Source organism: Kribbella pittospori, from assembly GCF_004331465.1.
In the GTDB taxonomy this organism is placed as follows: domain Bacteria; phylum Actinomycetota; class Actinomycetes; order Propionibacteriales; family Kribbellaceae; genus Kribbella; species Kribbella pittospori.
The window spans coordinates 105,505-127,487 of the sequence record NZ_SJKB01000002.1 but is presented as its reverse complement, the minus strand read 5'-3'; the positions used below and the strand labels follow the sequence as shown (position 1 = coordinate 127,487).

The following is a 21,983-nucleotide window of genomic DNA, read 5'->3' as shown; positions in this document are numbered from 1 at the left end:
CAGGCCGGGTTCGCCGGGGCGGCTACCGTTGAGGCAATAACCGTCCGGAGGAGGATGTCGTGCCTGTGCGCCGGCTTGGACTTGTTGTTCACGAGGGGCGTCCGCTGGCGGTGCGGACGGCCGCGACGGTGCGCGCGTGGGCGGACCGGCACGGCATCGGCTGCACCGACATCGACGTGTGGAAATCGCATGAGGAACGGCGCGGCGGCATGGACGAGCTGCACCACGCCGGGGACCCGGATCTGGTCGTCACGCTCGGCGGCGACGGCACGTTCCTGCGCGGGGCCAGGATCGCCGCGAAGAACAACGCGTCGGTGCTCGGGGTCGATCTCGGCAAGGTCGGGTTCCTGACCGAGGTGGCCTGCAGCGACGTCGAAACCGCGTTGGAGGCCGTGCACCACGGCGGCGCGACGATCGAGGAGCGGATGACGCTGACCATGCGGGCGTCCCGTCCGCTGGAGATCCCGAGCGGGATCGAGTCGCTGCTGCGCTACGGACACGGCCCTTCGCTGCCGCCGCCGGCCGTGCGCCCGGAGTCGACCGAGGGCGACGGCTGGGGCGTCGCACTCGACGTCACTGCGCTGAACGACGTCGTACTGGAGAAGCTTGCGCGGGACCATCAGGTGGCTCTGGGTGTGTACCTTGCGGGCCGGCTACTTGCGTCGTACTCCGCCGATGCTGTGATCGTGGCGACGCCGACCGGGTCGACGGCGTACAGCTTCGCGGCAGGTGGGCCGATCCTGTCGCCGAACATGGAAGCGGTCGTGTTCACTCCGGTCGCACCGCACATGACCTTCAATCGAACGGTTGTCGCAGCACCCGACGAGCCGGTTGCGCTCCGGGTGCTGCCGCACTCCGGGCAGGCCGCTGTCAGCATCGACGGTCAGCTGCGCGGTGTCCTCGATCCGGGTGACTGGATCGGCGTCTACGGTTCGCCGCGACGGCTGCGGCTGGTCCGGCTTGGGCCGACCGACTTCTACGGCCGGCTGCGCGATCGTTTCCGCCTGACTGATGCGCCCGCGACCGCACTCGATGGCGAGTCGGAGGCCTTCTGGCGGACGACGTCGCCGGTGCCGCCGGATCTGGCGCACCTACGGCTGCCACCACCCGTCGACGCCGGGTAGGGTCTCCCAATGCGAAACGTGGTGATCCTGGCCGGGGGCGCGGGGACGCGGCTGTGGCCGATGACGAGGGACGACAGGCCGAAGCAGGTACTGCCGTTGGCGGCCGGGGAATCCTTGCTGCGGGTGGCGTACAACCGGCTGCGCGGGCTGGTCGAGCCCGAGCACATCTACGTGTGCACGGTCGGTGCGTACGGCGATGTGGTCCGCAAGGAACTGCCGGAACTGGGTGAGCACAACATCATCGGTGAGCCGGCCCGCCGCGACACCGCGAACGCGGTCGCGCTCGCCTCCGCGGTGGTGGCCCGCAACGATCCCGATGCCGTGGTGGCCTTCGTCGGGTCCGATCACCTGATCAGCCCGGAGGACGAGTTCCGGGCCGCGATCGTGAGCGGCTTCGAGGTGGTCGAGCAGCGGCCGCGGTCGCTGGTCACGTTCGGGATCGAGCCGACGCATCCGCACACCGGCCTCGGCTACATCGAGCGCGGTGCGCCGATCGACGGCACCAAGGCGTACGTCGTCGACCGGTTCCGGGAGAAGCCGGACCGGGCGACCGCGGAGGAGTACCTGGCCACCGGGCGGTTCTGGTGGAACTCCGGGATGTTCGTCTGGCGGGCCGAGACGGTGCTCAGCGTGTTCGACGCGCTGCTTCCCGAGTCCGCGACGAACCTGCGTCAGGTCGCGTCGGTCTGGGACACCCGTTCGCGGGATGCGACGCTGGAGGAGATCTACCCGAATCTTCGCAAGATCAGCGTGGACTATGCGGTGATGGAGCCGGCCTCACAAGGCAAGGTGGACGCCGACGTGGTCGTCGTACCGATGCCCGTGCACTGGCTCGACGTCGGCTCCTGGGCCGCCCTGGCCGGCACGTACGACGCCGATGCCTGCGGCAACCGTACGGACGGCACCACCCTCAGCTGCCTGCTCGACTCCCACGACAACATCATCGTCACCGACGACCCCGACCACCTGATCGCCGCGGTAGGCCTCCGCGCCCACATCATCGTCCACACCCAGGACGTCACCATGGTCTGTCCCCTGGCCGACGGCGAACGAGTCAAAGACCTGGTAGCCCAAGTCCAATCCGACCACGCCGACAAGTACCTGTAGTCCCCGCGCACCCCGCCGGACACCGCCTCCAGCGGCGGCAGCGCTTCCAGCCTCCTCCGTCGGCGCCGCCCACCGCTGACACGCTTTGAACGCACTCGGCGAACATCACGTGATCCCACCCCTGGCAGACCAGATCGCCCGCGGCGCTGGCGATCTGTTGGGTTGAACGCGGAGCCGAGGTGCCGGGGATCGGCCGGAGGACCTCAGCGGCCGACCGCCGAAGCCGTGAACAGCATGCGGTGGCCGTGAACAGTCCAGGACCTGTTCACAGCCACGAGAAGGTGTCCGGTCATGTGCAGGTGGACAGGTAGTGCGCCGGCGATACGCCGTACGCGCGGTCGTCTCAGGCTCACGTGTACTCCGGCCCGCCGGACACCTCCTGTCCAAATGTCCACCTCCGGTCCCGGTGCCTCCGGGACGCGCTCACACCACCCACACCGCAGGAGAGCCGGATATCCGTCGGGGTTGTGGGTTCTCTGCTTGTGTACGAACGGAGAACCCACGACGCGAAGGGATATCCCCCGAACGTGTGCCGGGTGGGCGTGGTCAGTCGCCGTTGGGTTCGGCGGTCTCTCGAGCTCCTGCGGCGGTGGTGGCGCATGCGCTCGTCGCGCGTGTTTCTCCTTGTGCACAAGTGTTTCGCCGGTCACGTGAGTTGGTGTACGCGTTTGGCGACCTGCCGCTGAAAAGCAGCCGCCGCCGAAGGTGGTGTCCTTCGGCGGCGGCTGGTTGATGTGTGCGGGTTGCTCAGCCGCCGTTGGGCTCTTGGGCGTCGGAGGCGGGGTACTTGTCCAGAAACTGCTGGAGGGACTCGCCGCTGACGGAGCCGCAGAACTGGCGGTGGCCGAAGGACTTGTTGTCGGCCTGCGGGGCACTCCAGTGCGCGAAGGCGACCGTCTTGCCGTCCGGCCAGGGCTTGCCGTCGGACTCCTTGAACGGCGCCGCGATGAACTTGCCCATCGAGCCGTCCGGCAGTTTCGCCTTGGAGATCTTCTCGATCTCGTCGATCTGGTCCTTCGGCAACGTGTCGCGGTACCACATCAGCGTGTAGCCGTGCTCGAGGTTGTGCACCAGGTTCTCCACCGGCGGCCGGTCGTCGACGGTGTAGAACTTCTTCCCGAACGGCGCCCAGACCGCGTAGTGCGGGCCCGACGACGGCGGGGAGACCGGGTAGGCGATCTTCTCGCCGTCCGGCCGGTGGTCCTGGGTGCCGCCACCCTCGTCGTTGGTGGGCGTATCGCAGGAGGCTGCCGAGGCGGCCACCCCGAAGTCGGTGATGGCCTGGTTCTTGGTCCGGGAGTCCTGGATCAGCCGGATCGCCGGGTAGGCAATGATGGCCAGGCCAACGACGATCGAGGCGATCACGATGAGCATGGTCCGCCGCTTGTCCTGGCGAGCCTGGTCCCGCTGCATCTTCTCGATCATTTCGCGGCGCGACTGCTTCTGCGACGACGCTTTACCCACAGTGTTGGTCTTCCCGGATCGGGGCGGCCACCGCGCCGCCGTGCGGATGCAGTGTACGCAGCGACCCTGAGAGGTTGCCTAGAAAACTACCTCGGTCGTGAGCCGAACGTGACCGTCGCCTCACTGCCAGGCCCGGTCCGCACGGAGACGCCGTACCCCTCCGCGTGCAGCAGCACCGCGAGCCGCTCCGCGATCACGCCGACCGCGACCGGTTCGTCGCCGAAAACCGTGACAGCGTTGTCAAGCACCTCGAGGTGAATGTCCTCGACCTCGTCCAGCAATCCGTCCCACAGCGCCGGGTCCACCTCACGCGGCCCATCGGGCGTAACACGATCCAGTACGGCGGCCCGTGCCGCCTCCCGGGTCCCCAGGCTGAACATGTCCGACGCAGCATCCCGCACCAACGCTCGCGCGCCCGGACCATGCTCGCCAACAGGCAGTACGACGTCGCCCAGCCCACGCAGTACGGCGACCGGTACGCCGTCCGCCTTGCCCTTGACCAACTCGCTCGCACTGGCGATCTCGTCGGCCAGAGCCGGCTCCGTCACCGCGAGCACGTTGCCGTGGCTGTCCGTCGTACCGCGGAGGTCTTCCACCACGCGCAAACCGGCAGCGCCGATGGCCAGATCGGTCTGGCCGTTGCGCCACGGGCGGCCGAGCGTGTCAGTGACCACGATGCCGACGTTCACGTCGTACTGCTGCTTCAGAGCCTCACGCAGCTGCCGGGCCGACGCATCCGGGTCGATCGGGAGCAGCAGGACCGTGCCAGGCGCGGTGTTGGACGTGTCAGTCCCCGCGGCAGCCATCACCAGGCCGTGGCGGGTCTGCACGATGCGGGTCTCGCCACGCTGGGCCACGACGCGCACCAGCTCGGCGTCGATCGCCTCCTGCCGGGTGCCGTGGGTCAGGCGCCCCTCTGCCTTGCTGACGATCTTGGAGGTGACGGAAACCACGTCACCGTCCCGCAGGTCCGCCCCCTGGCCGATGAGCTCCGCCAAGTTGTCTCCGGCCGCCACCTCGGGCAGTCCGGTCACCGGGAAGACTTCCAGGTGCTTCCTCATCGCCGTACGGCCTCCGCGAGGTTCAGTGCCGCGTCAGCCATCGCGGCGGTTTTTGTCTCGTCCGTCATCCACAACGGCACCGCCTGCACGTGAATTCCGGCTCCGGCGATCGAATCCTGCTGGGCGTAGTCCGACAGGTCGATCAGCCACCCGTCCAGTACGCCGCCCGTCGCGCGCGAACCGTAGTACCGCGCGACCGCCGAGGCGGTGGAGGCCACACCGACGGCGGCCAGCACCTTGTCGGCCATGCCGCGGACCGGACCGCTGCCGATGATCGGTGAGAGGCCGATCACCGGAGCGGACGTCTCCCGGACCGCATCCCGGATGCCTGGGACGCCGAGAATGGTGCCGACCGAGACCACCGGGTTCGACGGCGGCACGATCAGTACGTCGCAGTCGGCAATGGCCTCCAGTACGCCGGGCGCGGGCTTCGCCTTCTCCTGGCCGACCGCGATGATCTGGTGCGCGGTGATCTCGGCGTGGTGGCGGACCCAGTACTCCTGGAAGTGGATCGCCTTGCGCCGGCCGGGGTTGTCCGGGTCGTCGACGACCACGTGGGTCTCGACCCGGTCGTCGCTCATCGGCAGCAGCCGGACCGGCAGTTTCCAACGTTGGCATAGGGCTTCGGTGACCGCGGTCAGGCCGTATCCGGCGTCGAGCATCTGGGTCCGGACCAGGTGGGTCGCCACGTCCCGGTCGCCGAGGCCGAACCAGGTCGGCTCCACGCCGTACGCCGCCAACTCCTCCTTGATCACCCAGGTCTCGTCCTCGCGGCCCCAGCCGCGCTCGGCCGAGATACCGCCACCGAGGGTGTACATCACCGTGTCGAGGTCCGGGCAGACCCGCAGCCCGAACAGGGTGATGTCGTCCGCGGTGTTCCCCACCACGGTGATCTCGGCCTCCGGGCGAGCCTTGAGCAGCCCGCGCAGGAAGGTGGAACCGCCGACGCCACCGGCCAGCACTGTCAATCGCATGGGAAGAGTCTGCACGAGTCGTCAATGCATCGGACCACCGCACGACTATGCTGCGGTGGGTCCGAACATCCGCACAGCTCAGTTGTACGGCCCCCAACATCCCGAGGAGCCCTCGTGGTCACCGACGCAACCAAGAAGCTCAGAGAGCCGGTCGCGTACATCCTGCTCGCATTCGCCGGTCTGATCGTGCTGGCATCGCTGATCCGGCTGTTCGTCGGCGGCGCCGGATTCACCGCGGCCGCCGGCGGAGTGCAGAGCATTCTCACCCCGCCATCCTTCGGTGCAGTGCTGCTCCTGATCGCACTGACCGCCGCGGTCTGGCTGGTGAACGAGGCAGGTGAACGGACAGCGAATGCCCGGACCGTGACCCTGGTCGCGCTCGTGATCACTGGTGTGGCCCTGCTGATCGGCCTGATCACGGCCTTCGCGGGCTTCGCCGAGACCAGCACCGCCGGTCTGAAGATCGTCGGTTTCGTCTACGCGCTCGCCGGCCTCGCCCTGTACGGCGCTGTCGGCCTCTACGTCATGAAGACCTTCCAGGCGCTGCCGGTGCCGGTGCGTGCGCCGAAGCCGGGGCAGTTCGCCCAGCAGCAGGGTGGTCAGTACCCGCAGCAGCAGTTCGGCCAGCAGCAGGCGCAGTACGGTCAGCAGGCCGGCTACGGCCAGCAGCAGGGCCAGCAGGGCCAGTACGGCTACGACCAGGGCCAGGCCCAGGGTCAGTACGGCGGCGGTTATGGCGCGGCGGCCGGTGCCGGTGCGGTCGGTGGCTACGCGGCGGCGCAGGGCGACCAGCAGTGGCCGCAGGAGCAGAGCTGGAACCAGGGCGAGCAGCAGCAGAACTGGTCCGCCGGCGAAGCCGAGGCGCAGCAGGCCGGTCAGCAGCCGGCTGAGCAGGCCTGGCCCGCCGCCGAGGCCCCGGGCGCCGAGCCGACCCAGGCGTGGAGCTCCGAAGGCCAACAGCAGTGGGGTGGCCAGGACCAGGGTCAGCAGTGGCCGCAGGAGCAGCAGCAGTGGGGCGGCGCCGACGCCGGTCAGCAGCAGTGGTCCGGCCAGGACTACGGCCAGTCCCAGCCGGCTGCCGACGAGTACAGCCAGCAGGCGCAGCCGGAGTGGCCGACCCCGCAGGAGCAGAGCCAGCACGAGCCGGCGCAGCCGGAAGCACAGCCGTCCTGGCAGCCGGGTGAGCAGTCCTGGCAGGCCGAAGAGGCACCGGCCGCCGAGCCGGCGCCCAGCGCGGAGCCGGAGCAGCCGCAGGCGACCGAGGCCGCAGCCGACGAAACCCGCGTGGATCCGCGCGTTTCCGAGGCCGACAAGGACGATCAGGGCCAGCAGGGCCAGGGGCAGCAGGGTTGGTGGTCCCAGCCGTCCTGAGCTGGTGGACGCAGCGGGGCTGAAACGCCTTGCTGACAAGGCAGCAAGCCCTTACCGAGCCGGTGGCGAAAATTCTTCACCCCGGTTCGTGCGGTAGCACACGAAGACGAGAGGCCTGTGCAGACAGGCCTCTCGTTCTTTTGCAGCCGTGTTGCGGATGATGCCAATAGCAGACCACGGCTTGACTTTCGTGGATTGCAGGAATGTAATTTCAACCGTGTCGTTCGTTGGACACTCGGTATCGGGGACCGTTGCAGAGCGCAGGACGGACGAGGTCAGGCATGTGGACCGCAAACCCACATGTACAGGGGAACGAACAGGGTCGAGGAGGTCGTACCGTGACAGAGCTGATGGCGATTGTCGACGGTGAGGCGATCGAGGAGGAGCCGAACTGGCAGGAAAGGGCGCTGTGTGCCCAGACCGACCCGGAGGCTTTCTTCCCGGAGAAGGGCGGTTCCACCCGCGAGGCGAAGAAGGTCTGCCTCGGCTGTGACGTGCGGGGCGAATGCCTCGAGTACGCACTGCAGAACGACGAGCGCTTCGGGATCTGGGGCGGCCTGTCGGAGCGGGAGCGCCGCAAGTTGAAGAAGAAGGCCGTCTGACGGTCGAAACCCGGCACACAACTTCATCAGGACTTTCCGCGTGGCCCCGCCGACGTACAGTCGCCGGGGCCCGCGGCTGTCCGGGGCCTGGGCCGACGGCTGTATGGTGAGTCCTCGCTACGACTCCGGTCGTGGTGAGGCATTCCGCAACCATCGAGGTCAACGCTCCGCATGGAACAAGAAGCTCCGGCCGGCTGGGAATTCTTCGACTCCGTCGATTTCCCGACCGACCACATCGACGACCCGATGGGTCGGCCGCGAGTCCGGCACGTCGTCACCGCGGTCGTGGTCGGGCACGAGGGCGCCGCTTGGCTGCCCAGGTTGTCCGAGGCGCTCTGGGCGCTGAACCCACGCCCGGACCGGCTGATCGCGGTCGACACCGGCTCCACCGACGAGACGGCCGAACTACTGGCCGCGATGCCCGGTGCCGAGCCTGTTGTCAGCGTGTCCGCACGGACCGGATTCGGCGTGGCGGTCGCGCGCGGCCTGGAGGCGGTCGGCTTCGCACCGATACCGTCCGCGGTCGGCCCGTACGGCGACGACGGTCACATGCCAGTGATCGAGTGGCTGTGGCTGTTGCACGACGACTGCGCACCGGCTCCGAAGGCGCTCGAGCAATTGTTGCTCCAGGCCACTATCACACCGGCCGTCGGTGTCTGGGGCCCGAAGCTGCGGCTCTGGCCGCGCGACCGCGAACTGCTCGAGGTCGGCGTCACCACGTCGCTCGGCGGCCGCCGCGACACCGGCATCGAGACCGGTGAGCTCGACCAGGGTCAGCACGACCAGCCGCGCAATGTCCTCGCCGTCAGCTCGGCCGGCATGCTGGTTCGCCGCGATGTCTGGGAAGCCTTGCACGGCTTCGATCCGCGGCTGCCGATGTTCCGCGACGACATCGACTTCGGCTGGCGGGCGAGCCGGGCCGGCTTCCAGGTCGGCGTCGCTCCCGACGCGGTCATCTACCACGCACAGGCCGCCGCGACCGGCGAGCGCGCGCTGGCCGGCACCCGACGCCATGCCTACCAACTCGACCGTGCTCACGCGTACTACACGGTCCTGGCCAACGCGCCCGGCAAGCTGCTCCCGCTGCTGATCCTGCGCTTCCTCTTCGGGACGATCACTCGCTCGATCTGGTTCGTCATCGGCAAGACGCCGTCCGGTGCGGTCGACGAGTGGACCGCGTTGCTCGGCACACTCCTGGCCGGCGGCTGGACGCAGGCCCGCAAGAATCGCCGCAGCCTCGATCGCGTCCCGTACGACGACATCAAGGGACTGTTCTCCCGGTCCGTGCACGCGTTGCGGCACAACCTGGAGGAGACGACCGGCACGATCTCCGAGCGGATCCGCGAAGCCTGGGCGGACGAGCCGGAAGAGCAAGTCGTCACCAGTGCCCGGCGAGCGAAGTCGACCGCCCGCGTGGCCGCCGACAAGCCGCGCTGGCGCCGTCAGCTGATTCGACGGCCGTTCCTGGTCGCGTGGGTCGTCCTCGCGCTCGGTGCGTTCATCGCTGCCCGCAGTCTGATCGGTGGCGGCGTACTGCGCTCCAACGTCCTGCTGCCGGCACACGAAAGCCTTGCCTCGCTGTGGCATGCGGCCTCCGCCGCGCCACCGGGAGTCACGCCTCCTGCATGGCTGGCGCAGTTCTGGGCCTTCTCCACCGTGATGTTCGGTCCGACTGGTGCAACGAACATCCTGCTCCTCGGTGCTGTCCCGCTGGCCGGCCTGTCCGCGTGGGTGCTGTTGCGTGCGTTCGTCGTCGACCGTGTGGCACGAGCTTGGGGCGCGTCGGCGTACGGGCTGGCTGTGTTCACGAACGGCGCTATCTCGCAGGGCCGGATCGGGACGTGTGTGGCCGCGATTGTGCTGCCGCTGCTGGGTGCCGCGGTCCACACCATCGCTCGGCGGCGTCGAGTGGTCGTCCAAGGCAGTTGGCGGGCCGCGTGGTTCGCGGGTATCTGCCAGGCCGTGCTGTTCGCGTTCACACCGGCGTTGGGGCTGCTGGTCGGCATCACTCTGGTGTTCGGCGGCGTACTCCGACTCGGTTGGCGTCGGCAGGGTCGCCAGCTCGTCTTCTCCGTCGTACTTGGTCTGCTGCTGGTGCTGCCGTGGACGATCCAGTTGGTGCTGCACCCGGCGAAGCTCGGCCAGGAGGCCGGTGGTCCGCCTACCGCCTCGATCGGCCCAGGCGACAGCCTGCAGCATTTGCTGACCGGTACGCCGCTCGGTGCGCCCGCGCCGTGGTGGTTCGCCGTACCGCTGATCCTGGTGGCGTTGGTCGCTCTGCTGCGGCAGTCGCGGCAGCGGTACGAGCTGCTCGGTTGGTTCGCCGCGCTGGCCGGACTGGCCGGGACACTGATCGCGAGCCGGCTGGGCGGTGGCAGTGGACCGCTGATGTTCCTGATGACCGCGGGTTGGATCATCGCGGTGGCGGTGGCCTGGGACTCGGTCGGCAAGTCCACCGAGATCATCGTGCAAGGTGTGCTCGGGATCGTGCTGGTGACGACGATCGTGACGGCCGGATTCTGGCTGGTGCGCGGCGCCGATGGTCCGTTGTGGCGTGGCCCGGCGCAGGACCTGCCGGCGTACCTGGCGTCCTCGCAGGCGCCACCACAGGATGCGTCGATCCTCGTTGTGCGCAAGGACCCAGGCAACGCGATGCGGTACTCGCTGGTGAAGGACGGTGGCCCCCGGATGGGTGCGCTGGAGGCGGCGCCGACCGCGGAGCAGTCCAAGCCGATCACCGACGTGCTGTCGACGCTCGGTGGTGGCGGTAGCGGTGAAGAGGGACGGCAGCTGGCCGGACTGGCGATCGACTACGTCTATCTGCCCGCTCCGGTCGACCAGAACCTGCAGTCCACGCTGGACTCCCTGCCCGGTCTGACCCGGGCCAGTGCGGCCGACGGCGATGCGTCCTGGCTGGTGGACCGGTCGAAGATCAAGGGCGAGACGCCGTTGCACGACCAGACCCACACGCTGTGGCGGATCCTCGGCATCATCGCCTGGATCATCGCGCTGATCTTCTGCCTGCCGACCGTACGGCGCACTGTCGCGGTCCCGCACGGCACCCACGCGAGGAGGGACCGGTGAGCCGGTTGCTGTCGGACGTGCGCGTCCGGGTCGGAGCCTGTGTGCTGGCGATGGCTGCCATCGGCGGTCTCGGTGTGGTCACCCAGGCGAAGGAGCCGAAGGCCCGGGCCGAGGGCGTCACCGAGCCGGCGCGTTCGGTGGTGAACCGTACCGCGTTGTCCTGCCCGGCGCTGGCCCCCGGCGGCAAGACGTCCAGCATCGTGAGCGCGGTGTCGCCGACCCTTCCGGAAGGCACGCCCGTCGCGGCGGGCAAGGAGGTGCCGCTGCAGATCACGCCGCTGCCCAGCACCGCGAATCCGGTTGGGTCGGTGCTGGTCCGCGGCAAGGTCGGTTCGACCGGTGCGGTCACGAAGCCGGCTGAGCTGTCGATCCAGGGCACCGGTCCGCTTGCCGCGGGCACGGTCGGCACCAGTACGACGGTCTCCGGCGAAGGCGTGAACCTGGGCATGGCGAGCGCACCGTGCCAGGTCCCCGGTTCGGACTTCTGGTTCGCCGGGGCGAGCACCGACCGGCGCGACGCGCTCGTGCTGACGAACCTGGACAGCATCAACGCCGAGGTCAACGTCACCGTCTACTCGAGCAACGGTCAGTTGGACCTGCCGAACGCCCGCGGTCTGGTCGTGCCGGCACGCGGGACGATCCCGCTGTACCTCCGGCAGATCGCGCCCGGCGCGAAGGACGTCGCGCTGCACGTCCAGTCGACCGGCGGCCGGGTGGCGCCCGCGCTGCGGAGCAATGCGACCAAGTCGAACGGCGAGCCCGGCGGTGTGGACTGGCTGAACCCGTCCGCCGCGCCGGCGACGAAGGTGTACGTCCCGGCTGCCGCACCCGGCGCCGGACTGCGGATGCTTTCGATCGCGAACCCGACCGATCTGCAGGCGACGGTCAGCCTGACCGTCAACGGTCCGAACGGTCCGTTCAAGCCGGCCGGACTGGAGACCGTGCAGGTCCCGGCCGGGGCGGTGAAGACGATCAAGCTCGACCCCGTGCTGCATGGTGACGCCAGCGCGATCACGCTGGCGTCGGACGAGCCGGTGACCGCGGCGATGCGGATGGTGGATGCCAGTGGGAGCGACTTCGCTTCACTTGGGTCGGCCGAGCCGCTGACCGGACCGGCGTACCTGGTGCTGCCGTCGCACCGGCAGCCTGCTGTGCTGCAGGTGACGGCACCGGGCAAGCCGGCGAGCGTGAAGTTCGAGCTGCGGGACGCGGCCGGGCGAGTGCTGAGCACGCGGACGCTCGACGTCCTCGGTGGTGTCACCACCCAGATCCCGTTCAAGGCCCAGCCGCGGCCGACGTACCTGATGGTGGAGGAGACCCGCGGTGAGATCGTGGCCGGGGTGACGCTGATGCCGGCTGCGAAGCCGGACGACGACGACATCGCGCAGGTGGCGGCGTGGCCGCTGACGACGTCGTTGGTGTTCCGGGCTCAGCTGGGCGCTGAGCCGGATGCGCGGGCTGCACTGAGGTAGTCAGCCCTCGGAGGTGTTGGCGCCCGGGTCCTGCAGCATCCGGAGGTGTCTGCGGCGAGCGACCTCCACAGGCGCGCCCGGCGTACCCGCACCTGGCTCCCTGGGCGGCAGTGGGCGAGCCGCTTCGCGGACCGCGTTGGCCAGCGCCTCCAGGTCATCCGAGGACGGTCCGGCCGCAGCGGGGTCCGGAGCGAGCCGGATGACCTCCCAGCCGTTCGGAGCCGTCAGCCGATCCGCGTGGTCGGCACACAGGTCGTAGCAGTGCGGTTCGGCGTACGTCGCCAACGGGCCGAGCACACAGGTCGAGTCGGCGTACACATAGGTGAGCGTCGACACGGCCGGCCGATGACAGGCGGCGCGCGAACAGATCCTGGCGATGCTCACGACCAGACATTACGCCCACTAGGCTGAGCGCGTGACCGAGGCTCGCCGTCATCGCAGGCACATCGACCGTCATGGCCGCGGCATGCTCGGCCCGATCAGCCGGCCGAGCCGGTTCGCGCCACGCGGGCTGCCGTTGCAGCGGTCCGGCGCCGCGCAGTTCGACGAGGTGGTCGCGATCGAGGTGACCCGGCTGGAGAAACGGCTGCCGCAGGTCGTCGCCCGGGTCGAGTTCGCCATCGAGGACGTGCCGAACCTGGACCTGGACGCGAGTGAGATCCCGCTCACCCACTCCACCGGCGGTACGTCGCACGAGCCCTACCGGATCGTGGTGTTCCGCCGCCCGATCGAGCTGCGGGCCGAGCGCTCCGCCACCAGCCTGGCCTGGCTGGTCCGGTCCGCGCTGGTGCTCGAGCTGGCCGACGTCCTGGCCCTGTCCCCGGAGCAGATCGACCCCGACTTCGACGCCGACGACGACTGAATCCGGCGCGACAGGCCCGTCGGTCCGGCGGTGTTCGAACATGTTTCGTACTGTGGGAAGCGGTTTGTGTCCGTCGTTGTCAGTGCGAGAGGATCGTGGGTGTGAACGATCAAAAACTGCGGGTCGGGGTTGTCGGGCTGGGCTTCGCCGGGCGTACGGCGCTCGAGGCTTTCTCGGAACTGCCGGACGTCGAGGTGGTGGCGCTGGCCGGGCTGGAGAAGGACCTCCTGACCACCCTCGGCGAGAAGCACGGCGTACCGCACCTCTACGAGAACTGGGAAGACCTGCTCGAGACCGAGGGTCTCGAAGCGGTCAGCATCGGTACGCCGACGCAGCTGCACGCCCCGATCGCGCTGAAGGCGCTGGGCAAGGGCCTGCACGTGCTGTCCGAGAAGCCGCTGGCCCGGACGGTCGCCGAGGGCACCGCGATGGTCGAGGCCTCCAAGCAGGCCGGCCGGGTGCTCAAGGTGGTCTTCAACCACCGTGAGCGCGGTGACGTCGCGGCGCTGAAGCACCAGATCGACGAGGGACAGCTGGGCCGGATCTACTACGCGAAGGCGCACTGGATGCGCCGCAACGGCATCCCTGGCATGGGCGGCTGGTTCACCAACCGCGAGCTGTCCGGCGGCGGCCCGCTGATCGACCTGGGCGTGCACATCCTCGACCTCGCGCTGCACCTGCTGGGCGAGCCGTCGGTGACCACGGTCTCGGCGAACACCTTCGCCGAGCTCGGTCCGCGCGGCCGCGGCAGCGTCAGCAGCGCGATGCGGCCGACGGTCGACACGCTCGGTTCGAAGTTCGAGGTCGAGGATTTGGCCACGGCGTACCTGCGGCTCGAGGGCGGCGGCGCGCTGCAGCTGGAGACCAGCTGGGCCACCTACCGGGCGCCGGGCGACAACTTCGGCATCGAGCTGTTCGGCACCGAGGGCGGCGCCAAGATCGAGGTCCAGAACTACACCACCGAGGACACGCTGAAGATTTTCACCGACGTGGCCGGCATCCCGGCCGAGGTGAAACCCGCAACCGGTGCGGGACTCGGCCACCGCGGAGTGGTGCGGGAGTTCGTCCGGATCGTCCGCAGTGGCGACTGGGAAGGTCAGAACGGGTCCGAGGCGCTGCTGAGGACCGAGGTCATCGACGCCTGCTACGCCTCGGCGAAGGCGGGACGAGAGGTTGTTCTCCATGACTGATCCGATTCGCGTCACCGTCTGGGGCGAGAACGTCCACGACCAGCGCGACGCCTCGGTGCAGAAGGTCTACCCGGACACGATGCACGAGACGATCGCGGCCGCGCTGCGGGCCAAGCTGGGCCAGGACGTGGTGGTCCGGACCGCGTGGCTGCAGCAGCCCGAGCACGGCCTGACCGAGGAGGTGCTCGCCGAGACCGACGTACTCACCTGGTGGGGTCACGCGGCGCACGGCGAGGTCGACGACGCGATCGTCGAGCGGGTACAGAAGCACGTGCTGTCCGGGATGGGCCTGATCGCGCTGCACTCGGCGCATTTCAGCAAGATCTTCATCAAGCTGATGGGCACCACCTGCTCACTGGACTGGCGGGCCGAGAACGACCGCGAGCTGATCTGGACGGTCGCGGCCGGCCACCCGATCGCGCAGGGCATCCCGCACCCGCTCGTGATCGAGCGCGAGGAGATGTACGGCGAGCTGTTCGACATTCCGCAGCCGGACGAGCTGGTGTTCGTCAGCTCGTTCAGCGGCGGTGAGGTGTTCCGGTCCGGCTGCTGCTACCGGCGCGGCCAGGGCCGGGTGTTCTACTTCCGCCCGGGCGACCAGGAGTACCCGACGTACCACCAGCCCGAGGTGCAGCAGATCATCGCCAACGCCGCCCAGTGGGCCGCCCCGACCAGCCCGCGCCAGCTCCCGGAAGTTCACCACCGCAAAGACATCGGCTGGTTCGACCGGGCCTGAGATCCGGCCTGAAATACGACTTCTCGGGTGGGCCGGATAGGGTCCACGCATGGTTGACGTTGCGGCGATCTTCAAGGCGTACGACGTACGAGGGGTCGTCCCGGACCAGCTGGACGAGTCGGTGGCCCGGGCGACCGGGGCGGCGTTCGTCGAGGTCCTGGACGTCCTCGCGTCCCCGGGGGCGGTTGTGGTCGGCTACGACATGCGGCCGTCCAGCCCGGCGCTGGCGGCCGCGTTCGCCGAGGGTGTGACGAGCACCGGGGCGGACGTGGTCGACATCGGCCTGGCTTCCACCGACCAGCTGTACTTCGCCTCGGGCCGGCTCCAGCTGCCCGGTGCGATGTTCACCGCCAGCCACAACCCGGCCCGCTACAACGGCATCAAGATGTGCCGCGCCGGCGCCTCCCCGGTCGGCACGGACTCCGGTCTGCGCGACATCGCGGACCTGGTCGCCAAGACCGTCGCGGAGGGCCCGGTGCCCATCGCCGTGCCGGGCAAGGTGGCTCGCAAGAACCTCCTGACCGCGTACGCCGACCACCTCAACGACCTGGTCGACCTGAGCGGCATCCGGCCGCTCACGGTCGTCGTCGACGCCGGCAACGGGATGGGCGGCTACACCGTCCCGGCCGTGTTCGCGTCCGGGCCGGTGACGATCATCCCGCTGTACTTCGAGCTGGACGGCAACTTCCCGAACCACGAGGCCAACCCGCTGGACCCGAAGAACCTGGTCGACCTGCAGGCGAAGGTCCGCGAGGTGGGCGCCGACCTCGGACTGGCCTTCGACGGCGACGCGGACCGCTGCTTCGTGATCGACGAGAAGGGCGACCCGATCTCGCCGAGCGCGGTCACCGGTGCGGTCGCGGTCCGGGAGCTGGCCAAGCACCCGGGCTCGGCGGTCATCCACAACCTGATCACCTCCAGGGCCGTGCCCGAGCTGATCACCGAGCACGGCGGGACGCCGGTCCGGGCCCGGGTCGGGCACTCCTACATCAAGCAGAAGATGGCCGAGACCGACGCGGTGTTCGGCGGCGAGCACTCGGCGCACTACTACTTCCGGGACTTCTGGCGGGCCGACACCGGCATGCTGGCCGCACTGCACGTGCTGGCCGCGCTCGGTGAGCAGGACAAGCCGGCCAGCGAGCTGTTCGCCGCGTACGAGCGGTACGTCGCGTCCGGCGAGCTCAACAACAAGGTCGACGACGCCGCGGCCACCACCGCGGCGATCGAGGACACCTTCGGCGACAAGCCCGGCATTACCGTTGACCATCTGGACGGTCTGACCGTGTCGGCGCCACAGTGGTGGTTCAACGTCCGTGCGTCGAACACGGAACCGCTGCTACGGCTGAACGTCGAGGCCGCGGACCGGCCAACGATGGAACGCGTCCGTGACGAAGTACTGGCCCTGATCACCGGTGCATCGGTGGAGGAGAACTGAATGGCTGTCAACCTGGACCCGGACCTGCTGAGCATCCTGGTCTGCCCGAAGTGCCGCTCGGAGTTCCGCGTGGACGACGAGGCGAACGAACTGGTCTGTACGAACGCCGCCTGCGCCCTGGCCTACCCGGTCCGTGACGACATCCCGGTGCTGCTGATCGACGAGGCCCGGGACACGAGAGACACCGAATCCGCGGACAGCTGATGAGCTCCTTCGACGACTCGCGGCTGGACGACCCGGCCGCGCTTCAGGCGACCGATCACCTGTTGCGGCGCCTGGCGATGGCCGGAGCGCGCGTCCGGGCCGAGCTGGAAGCGGCCGAGGAAGCCCTGTCCAAGGTCGACACCGACGGCTTCCGGCCGCGCGCGGTGCTGGCCGCGGGCCGCGACGCCCGACTGGTCCGCGCCGTGCTGGAGCCGGTCTGCCCGGTGCCGTTCGTGGCTTGGCCCGGTCCCGGCCTGCCCGGCTGGGCCGGTCCGCTCGACCTGGTGATCGTGCTCGGTGGAGTCGGCCCCGATTCCGACGCCGAGTCAGCCGCATCCGAGGCGGAACGGCGTGGCACCGGCCTGATGGTCGCCTGCCCGCCGGACTCCCCGGTCGCACGCGCGTCCGCGGGCGCCCGGCACGCCATCCGGCTGCCGTCGCAGTCCGACGACCAGTTGGCCTCGGCGGTCGCCGTACTGCAAGGGCTGCACCAGATGGAGCTCGGTCCGGTGGTGGACGCCAAGTCGGTCGCGTCGATCCTCGACGACGTCGCGATCGAGTGCTCGCCGAACACCGACGTGGCCTCGAACCCGGCGAAGGACCTGGCACTGATCCTGGCCGACGCACTGCCATTGGTGTGGGGTGGATCCGTCCTCGCCGCACGGGCCGCACGCCGGGTGGTCGAGGCGATCCGGCTGGCGAGTGGCCGGCCCGCTCTGGCCGCTGACGCCGGGCACCTACTGCCGGTGCTGAACCAGCCGCCGCGCGACCTGTTCGCCGACCCGTTCGACAAGCCGGAGGAGCTGCGGCCCGCTTTGGTCATCCTGGACGACGGCACGGACGACCCCGGGGTCACCGAGCACCGGCACAAGCTGGAGGACAAGGCAGCGCGTCACGACGTGCGGGTCAACGTGGTCACGCAGGCCGAGGGCTCGGACATCGCCCGGTACGCCGCTCTGTCGCAGCACGGCCGCTACGCCGCGGCGTACCTGGGCATCGGCCTGGGCCGCTACGGCACTCCGATCGACTCCGCCCCGGACGAGCCAGGGAACCCAGCGGAGGATCCAGCGTGGTAGTGCCGTTGCTGAACACCATCCGGGACTACGCCTGGGGTTCGCGGACAGCGCTCCCCGAGCTGATGGGCGTGGAGCCGGACGGCCGACCGCAGGCGGAGCTGTGGATGGGCGCGCACGAGTCCGCGTCGTCCGTCCTGCCATGGGGCGATTCCCTGTACGACGTGGTGTCCGCCGGACCGGCCGACGTACTCGGGCAGGAGACCGCGGAGCGGTTCGAGGGACGGTTCCCGTTCCTCGCCAAGCTGCTGGCCGCGGAGCAGCCGCTGTCGATTCAGGCGCATCCGTCGCGGGAGCAGGCGATCGACGGGTACGCGCGGGACGAGGCGGCCGGGATCCCACGGGATGCGGCCGACCGGAACTACAAGGACGCGTGGCCCAAGCCGGAGATCCTGATCGCGCTCGGGCCGTTCGAGGCGTTGGTCGGGTTCCGGCCGCTCGACACGACGGTCGCGCTGCTGGACGCGCTGATGCCGGTCGGGTTCGCGGACCTCACCAGCCTGCTGCGCAACGGCAAACTCCAGGACGCGTTCACCCAGTTCATGGGTAGCGACCGGGACACTATCCGTCCGCTGGTCTCGGCCCTCGGTGAGGCGTGCGCGCAGTACGCCGGCGAAGCATTCGCCATCGAGTGCGAGACGCTGGCCAAGCTCTGCGCGGACTTCCCGGACGATCCCGGCGTACTCGCGGCACTGTTGCTCAACCGGGTGCGGCTGGAGCGGTTCGAGGCGGTGTACCTGCCGGCCGGGAACGTGCACGCGTACCTGTCCGGGTTCGGGTTCGAGGTGATGGCCAACTCCGACAACGTGTTGCGCGGCGGCCTGACCAGCAAGCACATCGACGTACCGGAGTTGGTGTCAGTGGTGGACTTCGAGCCGCTGGCCGATCCGGTGCTCACCGCGCCCCCGGTGGTTGACGGCGTCGCGACGTACGAGACCGGTGCCGAGTACTTCGCCATCCACAGGGTCGACCTGGACAACGGCGAACGGACGGTGGCCGGAGTCGGTCCGCGGATCGTCTGCTGCGTGGCGGGATCGGTCGAAGTAGGGGCCGCAGGCACCGAGTCGGATGTGATGTTGTCCGCCGGTCAGTCCGCGTTCGCCTCGGGACCCGAAGGACCCTGTATCTTGCGTGGTTCCGGCACGGCGTTCGTCGTGTCCGCGCGCTGAAACCACTGACTGCTGACGGAGGACCTGGACAACATGGCTGGTGGCGGAACCAAGGCCGTCGTCGCGGCGCTGCTGGCGAACACCGGCATCGCCGTCACCAAGTTCGCCGCGTGGGGGCTGACCCAGTCGGCCTCGATGCTGGCCGAGGCGATCCACTCGGTCGCGGACGCCGGCAACCAGGTCCTGCTGCTGGTCGGCGGGAAGCGGGCGCAGCGCGAAGCCGACGAGTTGCACCAGTTCGGGTTCGGCCGGGAGCGGTACGTCTACTCGTTCATCGTCGCGATCGTGCTGTTCAGCGTCGGCGGCCTGTTCGCGCTGTACGAGGGCTACCACAAGGTGCACGATCCGCATCCGATCGAGCACTGGAAGTGGGTGCCGGTCGCCGTCCTGCTGATCGCGATCGTGATGGAGTCGTTCTCGTTCCGGACCGCGATCATCGAGGCGAACAAGCTGCGCGGGCCGGTGTCGTGGCCGCGGTTCATCCGCAACGCGCGGGCGCCGGAGTTGCCGGTGATCCTGCTGGAGGACTTCGCCGCCCTCACCGGCCTGGTGCTGGCGCTGATCGGCGTCGGCCTGACGCTTGCCACCGGCAACGGTGTGTTCGACGGCCTGGGCTCGATGGCGATCGGTGCGCTGCTGGTCTGTGTCGCGATCTTCCTGGCGATCGAGATGAAGTCGCTGCTGCTCGGCGAGTCCGCGACCCGCGAGGCGCAGCAGAAGATCGTCGACGCGATCGAGAACACCACCGGCGTGCAGCGGCTGATCCACATCAAGACCTTGCACCTCGGCCCGGAGGAGGTTCTGGTCGCCGCCAAGGTCGGCGTCGAGCCGACCACCGACGCCGCGTTCGTGGCCGAGACCATCGACGCCGCCGAACGCGCCATCCGCGCCGCCGAGCCGATGGCCGTGCACATCTACCTCGAGCCCGACGTCTACGAGGAGAACCACGTCCCCGACGAGCGCCCCGCCGTCCCCGAGGCACCGTCGCACTGAGCTCCCGTCTGATGGGTTGACCCACGAGATGGTGGGTTCGCCCATCGCGTGCGGCGTGCCAACCCACCATCGCGTGGGTCGACCCAGGAAATGCCGGGTCACCGGGGTTTGGGTGGGAGTACGCCGGAGCGGCCGAGCCACCGCAACGCCCGGTCGCGGTCGATCTGGGACTGGGTGGGCGGCGCGGTGAGCCGGCCGGTGCGGTAGCCGAGGTTGCGGATGTCGGCTGCGACCGACGGTTCGGCCAGGGCTCTGAGGGCGAACGCCAGGGCCGCCGGCGTCACGTCGTACCGGCGTTCGAGGTCCAGGGCGAGTTGGACGGCGGCGAGGTCGCGGTCGTCGTACTGGCGTTGTGCGGTCTGCCCGGAGCGTGACCGGGGAAGCAGGCCGAGGGCCTCCCGGTACCGGAGCATCCGGGGGGTCGTGCCCAGTCGCTTGGCGGCCTCGGTGATGCGCATGGGGACAATCTTGACATTTCGGTGTTAGAAACGCGGTACAGGCGATCAATCGGTAGGGTTCGGGCCTCTAGGCTCTGGCACGCAGGAAGCAATCAACAGTCTTCAGGGGAGCGGGAACGGTATGACGTTCGATTACAAGGTGGCCGACCTCGGTCTGGCCGAGTTCGGCCGCAAGGAGATCCGGCTGGCCGAGCACGAGATGCCCGGCCTGATGGCGATGCGCGCGCAGTACGGCGACAGCAAGCCGCTGTCCGGCGCGCGGATCATGGGCTCGCTGCACATGACGATCCAGACCGCGGTGCTGATCGAGACGCTGACGGCGCTCGGCGCCGAGGTGCGCTGGGTCTCCTGCAACATCTTCTCCACCCAGGACCACGCGGCCGCCGCGGTCGTCGTCGGCCCCGACGGTTCGGCCGACGCCCCCGCCGGTGTCCCGGTGTTCGCCTGGAAGGGCGAGACGCTGGAGGAGTACTGGTGGTGCACCGAGCAGGCGCTGAAGTGGCCCGGTGAAGAGGGTCCGAACATGATCCTGGACGACGGTGGAGACGCCACCATGCTCGTCCACAAGGGCACCGAGTTCGAGAAGGCCGGCGCCGTACCGGACCCGTCGACCGCGGACTCCGAGGAGTACGCCGTCGTGCTGAAGCTGCTGACCCGCACGCTGCAGGAAGCGCCGCAGCTGTGGACCACCATCGGTCAGGGCATCAAGGGTGTCACCGAGGAGACCACCACCGGCGTGCACCGGCTGTACGAGATGCACAAGGCCGGCGCGCTGCTGTTCCCGGCGATCAACGTGAACGACTCGGTGACCAAGTCGAAGTTCGACAACAAGTACGGCTGCCGGCACTCGCTGATCGACGGCATCAACCGCGCCACCGACGTCCTGATCGGCGGCAAGGTCGCGGTCGTCTGCGGGTACGGCGACGTCGGCAAGGGTTGTGCGGAGTCCCTGCGCGGCCAGGGCGCCCGGGTGATCGTCACCGAGATCGACCCGATCTGCGCGCTGCAGGCGGCGATGGACGGCTACCAGGTCACCACCTTGGACGACGTGGTCGGGATCGCCGACATCTTCGTCACCACCACCGGCAACAAGGACGTCATCACCGCCGACCACATGGCCGCGATGAAGCACCAGGCGATCGTCGGCAACATCGGCCACTTCGACAACGAGATCGACATGGCCGGCCTGTACAAGGTCCCGGGCATCGAGCGGGTCAACATCAAGCCGCAGGTCGACGAGTTCCGCTTCGCCGATGGACACACCATCATCATCCTGTCCGAGGGCCGCCTGCTGAACCTCGGCAACGCGACCGGCCACCCGTCGTTTGTGATGTCGAACTCGTTCACCAACCAGGTGCTGGCCCAGATCGAGCTGTTCGTGAAGACGGCCGACTACCCGACCGAGGTGTACGTACTGCCCAAGCACCTCGACGAGATGGTCGCCCGCCTCCACCTCGACGCCCTCGGCGTCAAGCTGACCGAGCTCTCCAAGGAGCAGGCCAACTACCTGGGCGTGCCGGTCGAGGGCCCGTACAAGGCCGAGCACTACCGCTACTGATCCCCCCACCCCCACGAAAGGCGCCCCGCCATCTGGCGGGGCGCCT

20 protein-coding genes are annotated in these 21,983 nt (G+C 69.1%); 15 read left to right on the top strand and 5 right to left on the bottom strand.

Annotation, left to right across the window (positions count from 1 at the left end; genetic code table 11):
• Window positions 1-59 precede the first annotated feature (59 nt).
• Window positions 60-1,124, top strand: coding sequence for an NAD(+)/NADH kinase (locus tag E0H73_RS07090; RefSeq protein ID WP_131352686.1), 1,065 nt, complete (start codon window positions 60-62; stop codon window positions 1,122-1,124).
• A 9-nt stretch (window positions 1,125-1,133) separates the two neighbouring features.
• Complete coding sequence (locus E0H73_RS07085) at window positions 1,134-2,231, top strand: mannose-1-phosphate guanylyltransferase (protein ID WP_131352685.1); 1,098 nt, start codon at window positions 1,134-1,136, stop codon at window positions 2,229-2,231.
• 747 nt (window positions 2,232-2,978) lie between these two features.
• On the opposite strand, the gene E0H73_RS07080 is transcribed toward E0H73_RS07085, so the two are convergent.
• The 3 genes from E0H73_RS07080 to cofD form a co-directional block, all read right to left on the bottom strand.
• A complete protein-coding gene (locus E0H73_RS07080) occupies window positions 2,979-3,656 on the bottom strand; it encodes a DUF3105 domain-containing protein (RefSeq protein ID WP_238163869.1) in 678 nt (225 codons plus the stop codon).
• 125 nt (window positions 3,657-3,781) lie between these two features.
• Entirely contained in the window at window positions 3,782-4,756 is a 975-nt protein-coding gene (locus E0H73_RS07075; RefSeq protein WP_131352683.1) for a coenzyme F420-0:L-glutamate ligase, read from the bottom strand.
• Window positions 4,753-5,730, bottom strand: a complete 978-nt coding sequence (cofD, locus tag E0H73_RS07070) for a 2-phospho-L-lactate transferase (RefSeq protein WP_131352682.1) — start codon at window positions 5,728-5,730, stop codon at window positions 4,753-4,755. The genes E0H73_RS07075 and cofD overlap by 4 nt, the downstream gene beginning before the upstream one ends.
• A gap of 114 nt (window positions 5,731-5,844) precedes the next feature.
• Here cofD and E0H73_RS07065 point away from each other — a divergent pair, with 114 nt between their 5' ends.
• From E0H73_RS07065 to E0H73_RS07050, 4 genes are all read left to right on the top strand, one after another.
• The gene (locus tag E0H73_RS07065; RefSeq protein WP_131352681.1) at window positions 5,845-7,101 is read left to right on the top strand and encodes a hypothetical protein; all 1,257 of its coding nucleotides are present in this window, start codon (window positions 5,845-5,847) and stop codon (window positions 7,099-7,101) included.
• A 350-nt stretch (window positions 7,102-7,451) separates the two neighbouring features.
• A complete protein-coding gene (locus tag E0H73_RS07060) occupies window positions 7,452-7,703 on the top strand; it encodes a WhiB family transcriptional regulator (protein WP_020389877.1) in 252 nt (83 codons plus the stop codon).
• 171 nt (window positions 7,704-7,874) lie between these two features.
• On the top strand, window positions 7,875-10,787 hold the full coding sequence (locus E0H73_RS07055; protein WP_131352680.1) for a glycosyltransferase family 2 protein: 2,913 nt from the start codon (window positions 7,875-7,877) through the stop codon (window positions 10,785-10,787).
• A complete protein-coding gene (locus E0H73_RS07050) occupies window positions 10,784-12,259 on the top strand; it encodes a DUF5719 family protein (protein WP_131352679.1) in 1,476 nt (491 codons plus the stop codon). Before E0H73_RS07055 ends, E0H73_RS07050 begins: the two co-directional genes overlap by 4 nt.
• Here the strand turns inward: E0H73_RS07050 and E0H73_RS07045 are convergent, their stop codons facing one another.
• Window positions 12,260-12,643, bottom strand: a complete 384-nt coding sequence (locus E0H73_RS07045; protein WP_131352678.1) for a DUF3499 domain-containing protein — start codon at window positions 12,641-12,643, stop codon at window positions 12,260-12,262. It abuts the gene before it with no gap.
• A 31-nt stretch (window positions 12,644-12,674) separates the two neighbouring features.
• Here E0H73_RS07045 and E0H73_RS07040 point away from each other — a divergent pair, with 31 nt between their 5' ends.
• From E0H73_RS07040 to E0H73_RS07005, 8 genes are all read left to right on the top strand, one after another.
• Window positions 12,675-13,121: a metallopeptidase family protein gene (locus tag E0H73_RS07040; protein WP_238163868.1), complete on the top strand. Its 447-nt coding sequence runs from the start codon at window positions 12,675-12,677 to the stop codon at window positions 13,119-13,121.
• 101 nt (window positions 13,122-13,222) lie between these two features.
• Window positions 13,223-14,311, top strand: a complete 1,089-nt coding sequence (locus tag E0H73_RS07035; protein ID WP_131352677.1) for a Gfo/Idh/MocA family protein — start codon at window positions 13,223-13,225, stop codon at window positions 14,309-14,311.
• Entirely contained in the window at window positions 14,304-15,047 is a 744-nt protein-coding gene (locus E0H73_RS07030) for a ThuA domain-containing protein (RefSeq protein ID WP_131352676.1), read from the top strand. Before E0H73_RS07035 ends, E0H73_RS07030 begins: the two co-directional genes overlap by 8 nt.
• A 49-nt stretch (window positions 15,048-15,096) precedes the next feature.
• Window positions 15,097-16,482 carry a phosphomannomutase/phosphoglucomutase gene (locus E0H73_RS07025; protein ID WP_131352675.1) on the top strand — a complete coding sequence of 462 codons (1,386 nt, stop codon included), beginning with the start codon at window positions 15,097-15,099 and terminating at the stop codon, window positions 16,480-16,482.
• Complete coding sequence (locus E0H73_RS07020) at window positions 16,483-16,686, top strand: Trm112 family protein (protein WP_131352674.1); 204 nt, start codon at window positions 16,483-16,485, stop codon at window positions 16,684-16,686.
• Complete coding sequence (locus E0H73_RS07015) at window positions 16,686-17,762, top strand: SIS domain-containing protein (RefSeq protein ID WP_131352673.1); 1,077 nt, start codon at window positions 16,686-16,688, stop codon at window positions 17,760-17,762. Before E0H73_RS07020 ends, E0H73_RS07015 begins: the two co-directional genes overlap by 1 nt.
• Window positions 17,756-18,928 (top strand): mannose-6-phosphate isomerase, class I, encoded by a 1,173-nt coding sequence (gene manA / locus E0H73_RS07010; RefSeq protein ID WP_131352672.1) that lies wholly within the window; start codon window positions 17,756-17,758, stop codon window positions 18,926-18,928. The genes E0H73_RS07015 and manA overlap by 7 nt, the downstream gene beginning before the upstream one ends.
• A gap of 33 nt (window positions 18,929-18,961) precedes the next feature.
• Complete coding sequence (locus tag E0H73_RS07005; protein ID WP_131352671.1) at window positions 18,962-19,921, top strand: cation diffusion facilitator family transporter; 960 nt, start codon at window positions 18,962-18,964, stop codon at window positions 19,919-19,921.
• Between the two features lie 98 nt (window positions 19,922-20,019).
• On the opposite strand, the gene E0H73_RS07000 is transcribed toward E0H73_RS07005, so the two are convergent.
• Entirely contained in the window at window positions 20,020-20,379 is a 360-nt protein-coding gene (locus E0H73_RS07000) for a MerR family transcriptional regulator (RefSeq protein ID WP_131352670.1), read from the bottom strand.
• 121 nt (window positions 20,380-20,500) lie between these two features.
• Here E0H73_RS07000 and ahcY point away from each other — a divergent pair, with 121 nt between their 5' ends.
• A complete protein-coding gene (gene ahcY, locus E0H73_RS06995) occupies window positions 20,501-21,937 on the top strand; it encodes an adenosylhomocysteinase (protein ID WP_131352669.1) in 1,437 nt (478 codons plus the stop codon).
• Window positions 21,938-21,983 lie beyond the last annotated feature (46 nt).

Coding starts and splice junctions, on each gene's coding strand:
- E0H73_RS07075 (WP_131352683.1), bottom strand. CDS start 4,756: ATGAGGAAGCACCTGGAAGTCTTCCCGGTGACCGGACTGCCCGAGGTG.
- cofD (WP_131352682.1), bottom strand. CDS start 5,730: ATGCGATTGACAGTGCTGGCCGGTGGCGTCGGCGGTTCCACCTTCCTG.
- E0H73_RS07000 (WP_131352670.1), bottom strand. CDS start 20,379: ATGCGCATCACCGAGGCCGCCAAGCGACTGGGCACGACCCCCCGGATG.
- E0H73_RS07020 (WP_131352674.1), top strand. CDS start 16,483: ATGGCTGTCAACCTGGACCCGGACCTGCTGAGCATCCTGGTCTGCCCG.
- E0H73_RS07080 (WP_238163869.1), bottom strand. CDS start 3,656: ATGATCGAGAAGATGCAGCGGGACCAGGCTCGCCAGGACAAGCGGCGG.
- E0H73_RS07055 (WP_131352680.1), top strand. CDS start 7,875: ATGGAACAAGAAGCTCCGGCCGGCTGGGAATTCTTCGACTCCGTCGAT.
- E0H73_RS07085 (WP_131352685.1), top strand. CDS start 1,134: ATGCGAAACGTGGTGATCCTGGCCGGGGGCGCGGGGACGCGGCTGTGG.
- ahcY (WP_131352669.1), top strand. CDS start 20,501: ATGACGTTCGATTACAAGGTGGCCGACCTCGGTCTGGCCGAGTTCGGC.
- E0H73_RS07025 (WP_131352675.1), top strand. CDS start 15,097: ATGGTTGACGTTGCGGCGATCTTCAAGGCGTACGACGTACGAGGGGTC.
- E0H73_RS07005 (WP_131352671.1), top strand. CDS start 18,962: ATGGCTGGTGGCGGAACCAAGGCCGTCGTCGCGGCGCTGCTGGCGAAC.
- E0H73_RS07060 (WP_020389877.1), top strand. CDS start 7,452: ATGGCGATTGTCGACGGTGAGGCGATCGAGGAGGAGCCGAACTGGCAG.
- E0H73_RS07030 (WP_131352676.1), top strand. CDS start 14,304: ATGACTGATCCGATTCGCGTCACCGTCTGGGGCGAGAACGTCCACGAC.
- E0H73_RS07015 (WP_131352673.1), top strand. CDS start 16,686: ATGAGCTCCTTCGACGACTCGCGGCTGGACGACCCGGCCGCGCTTCAG.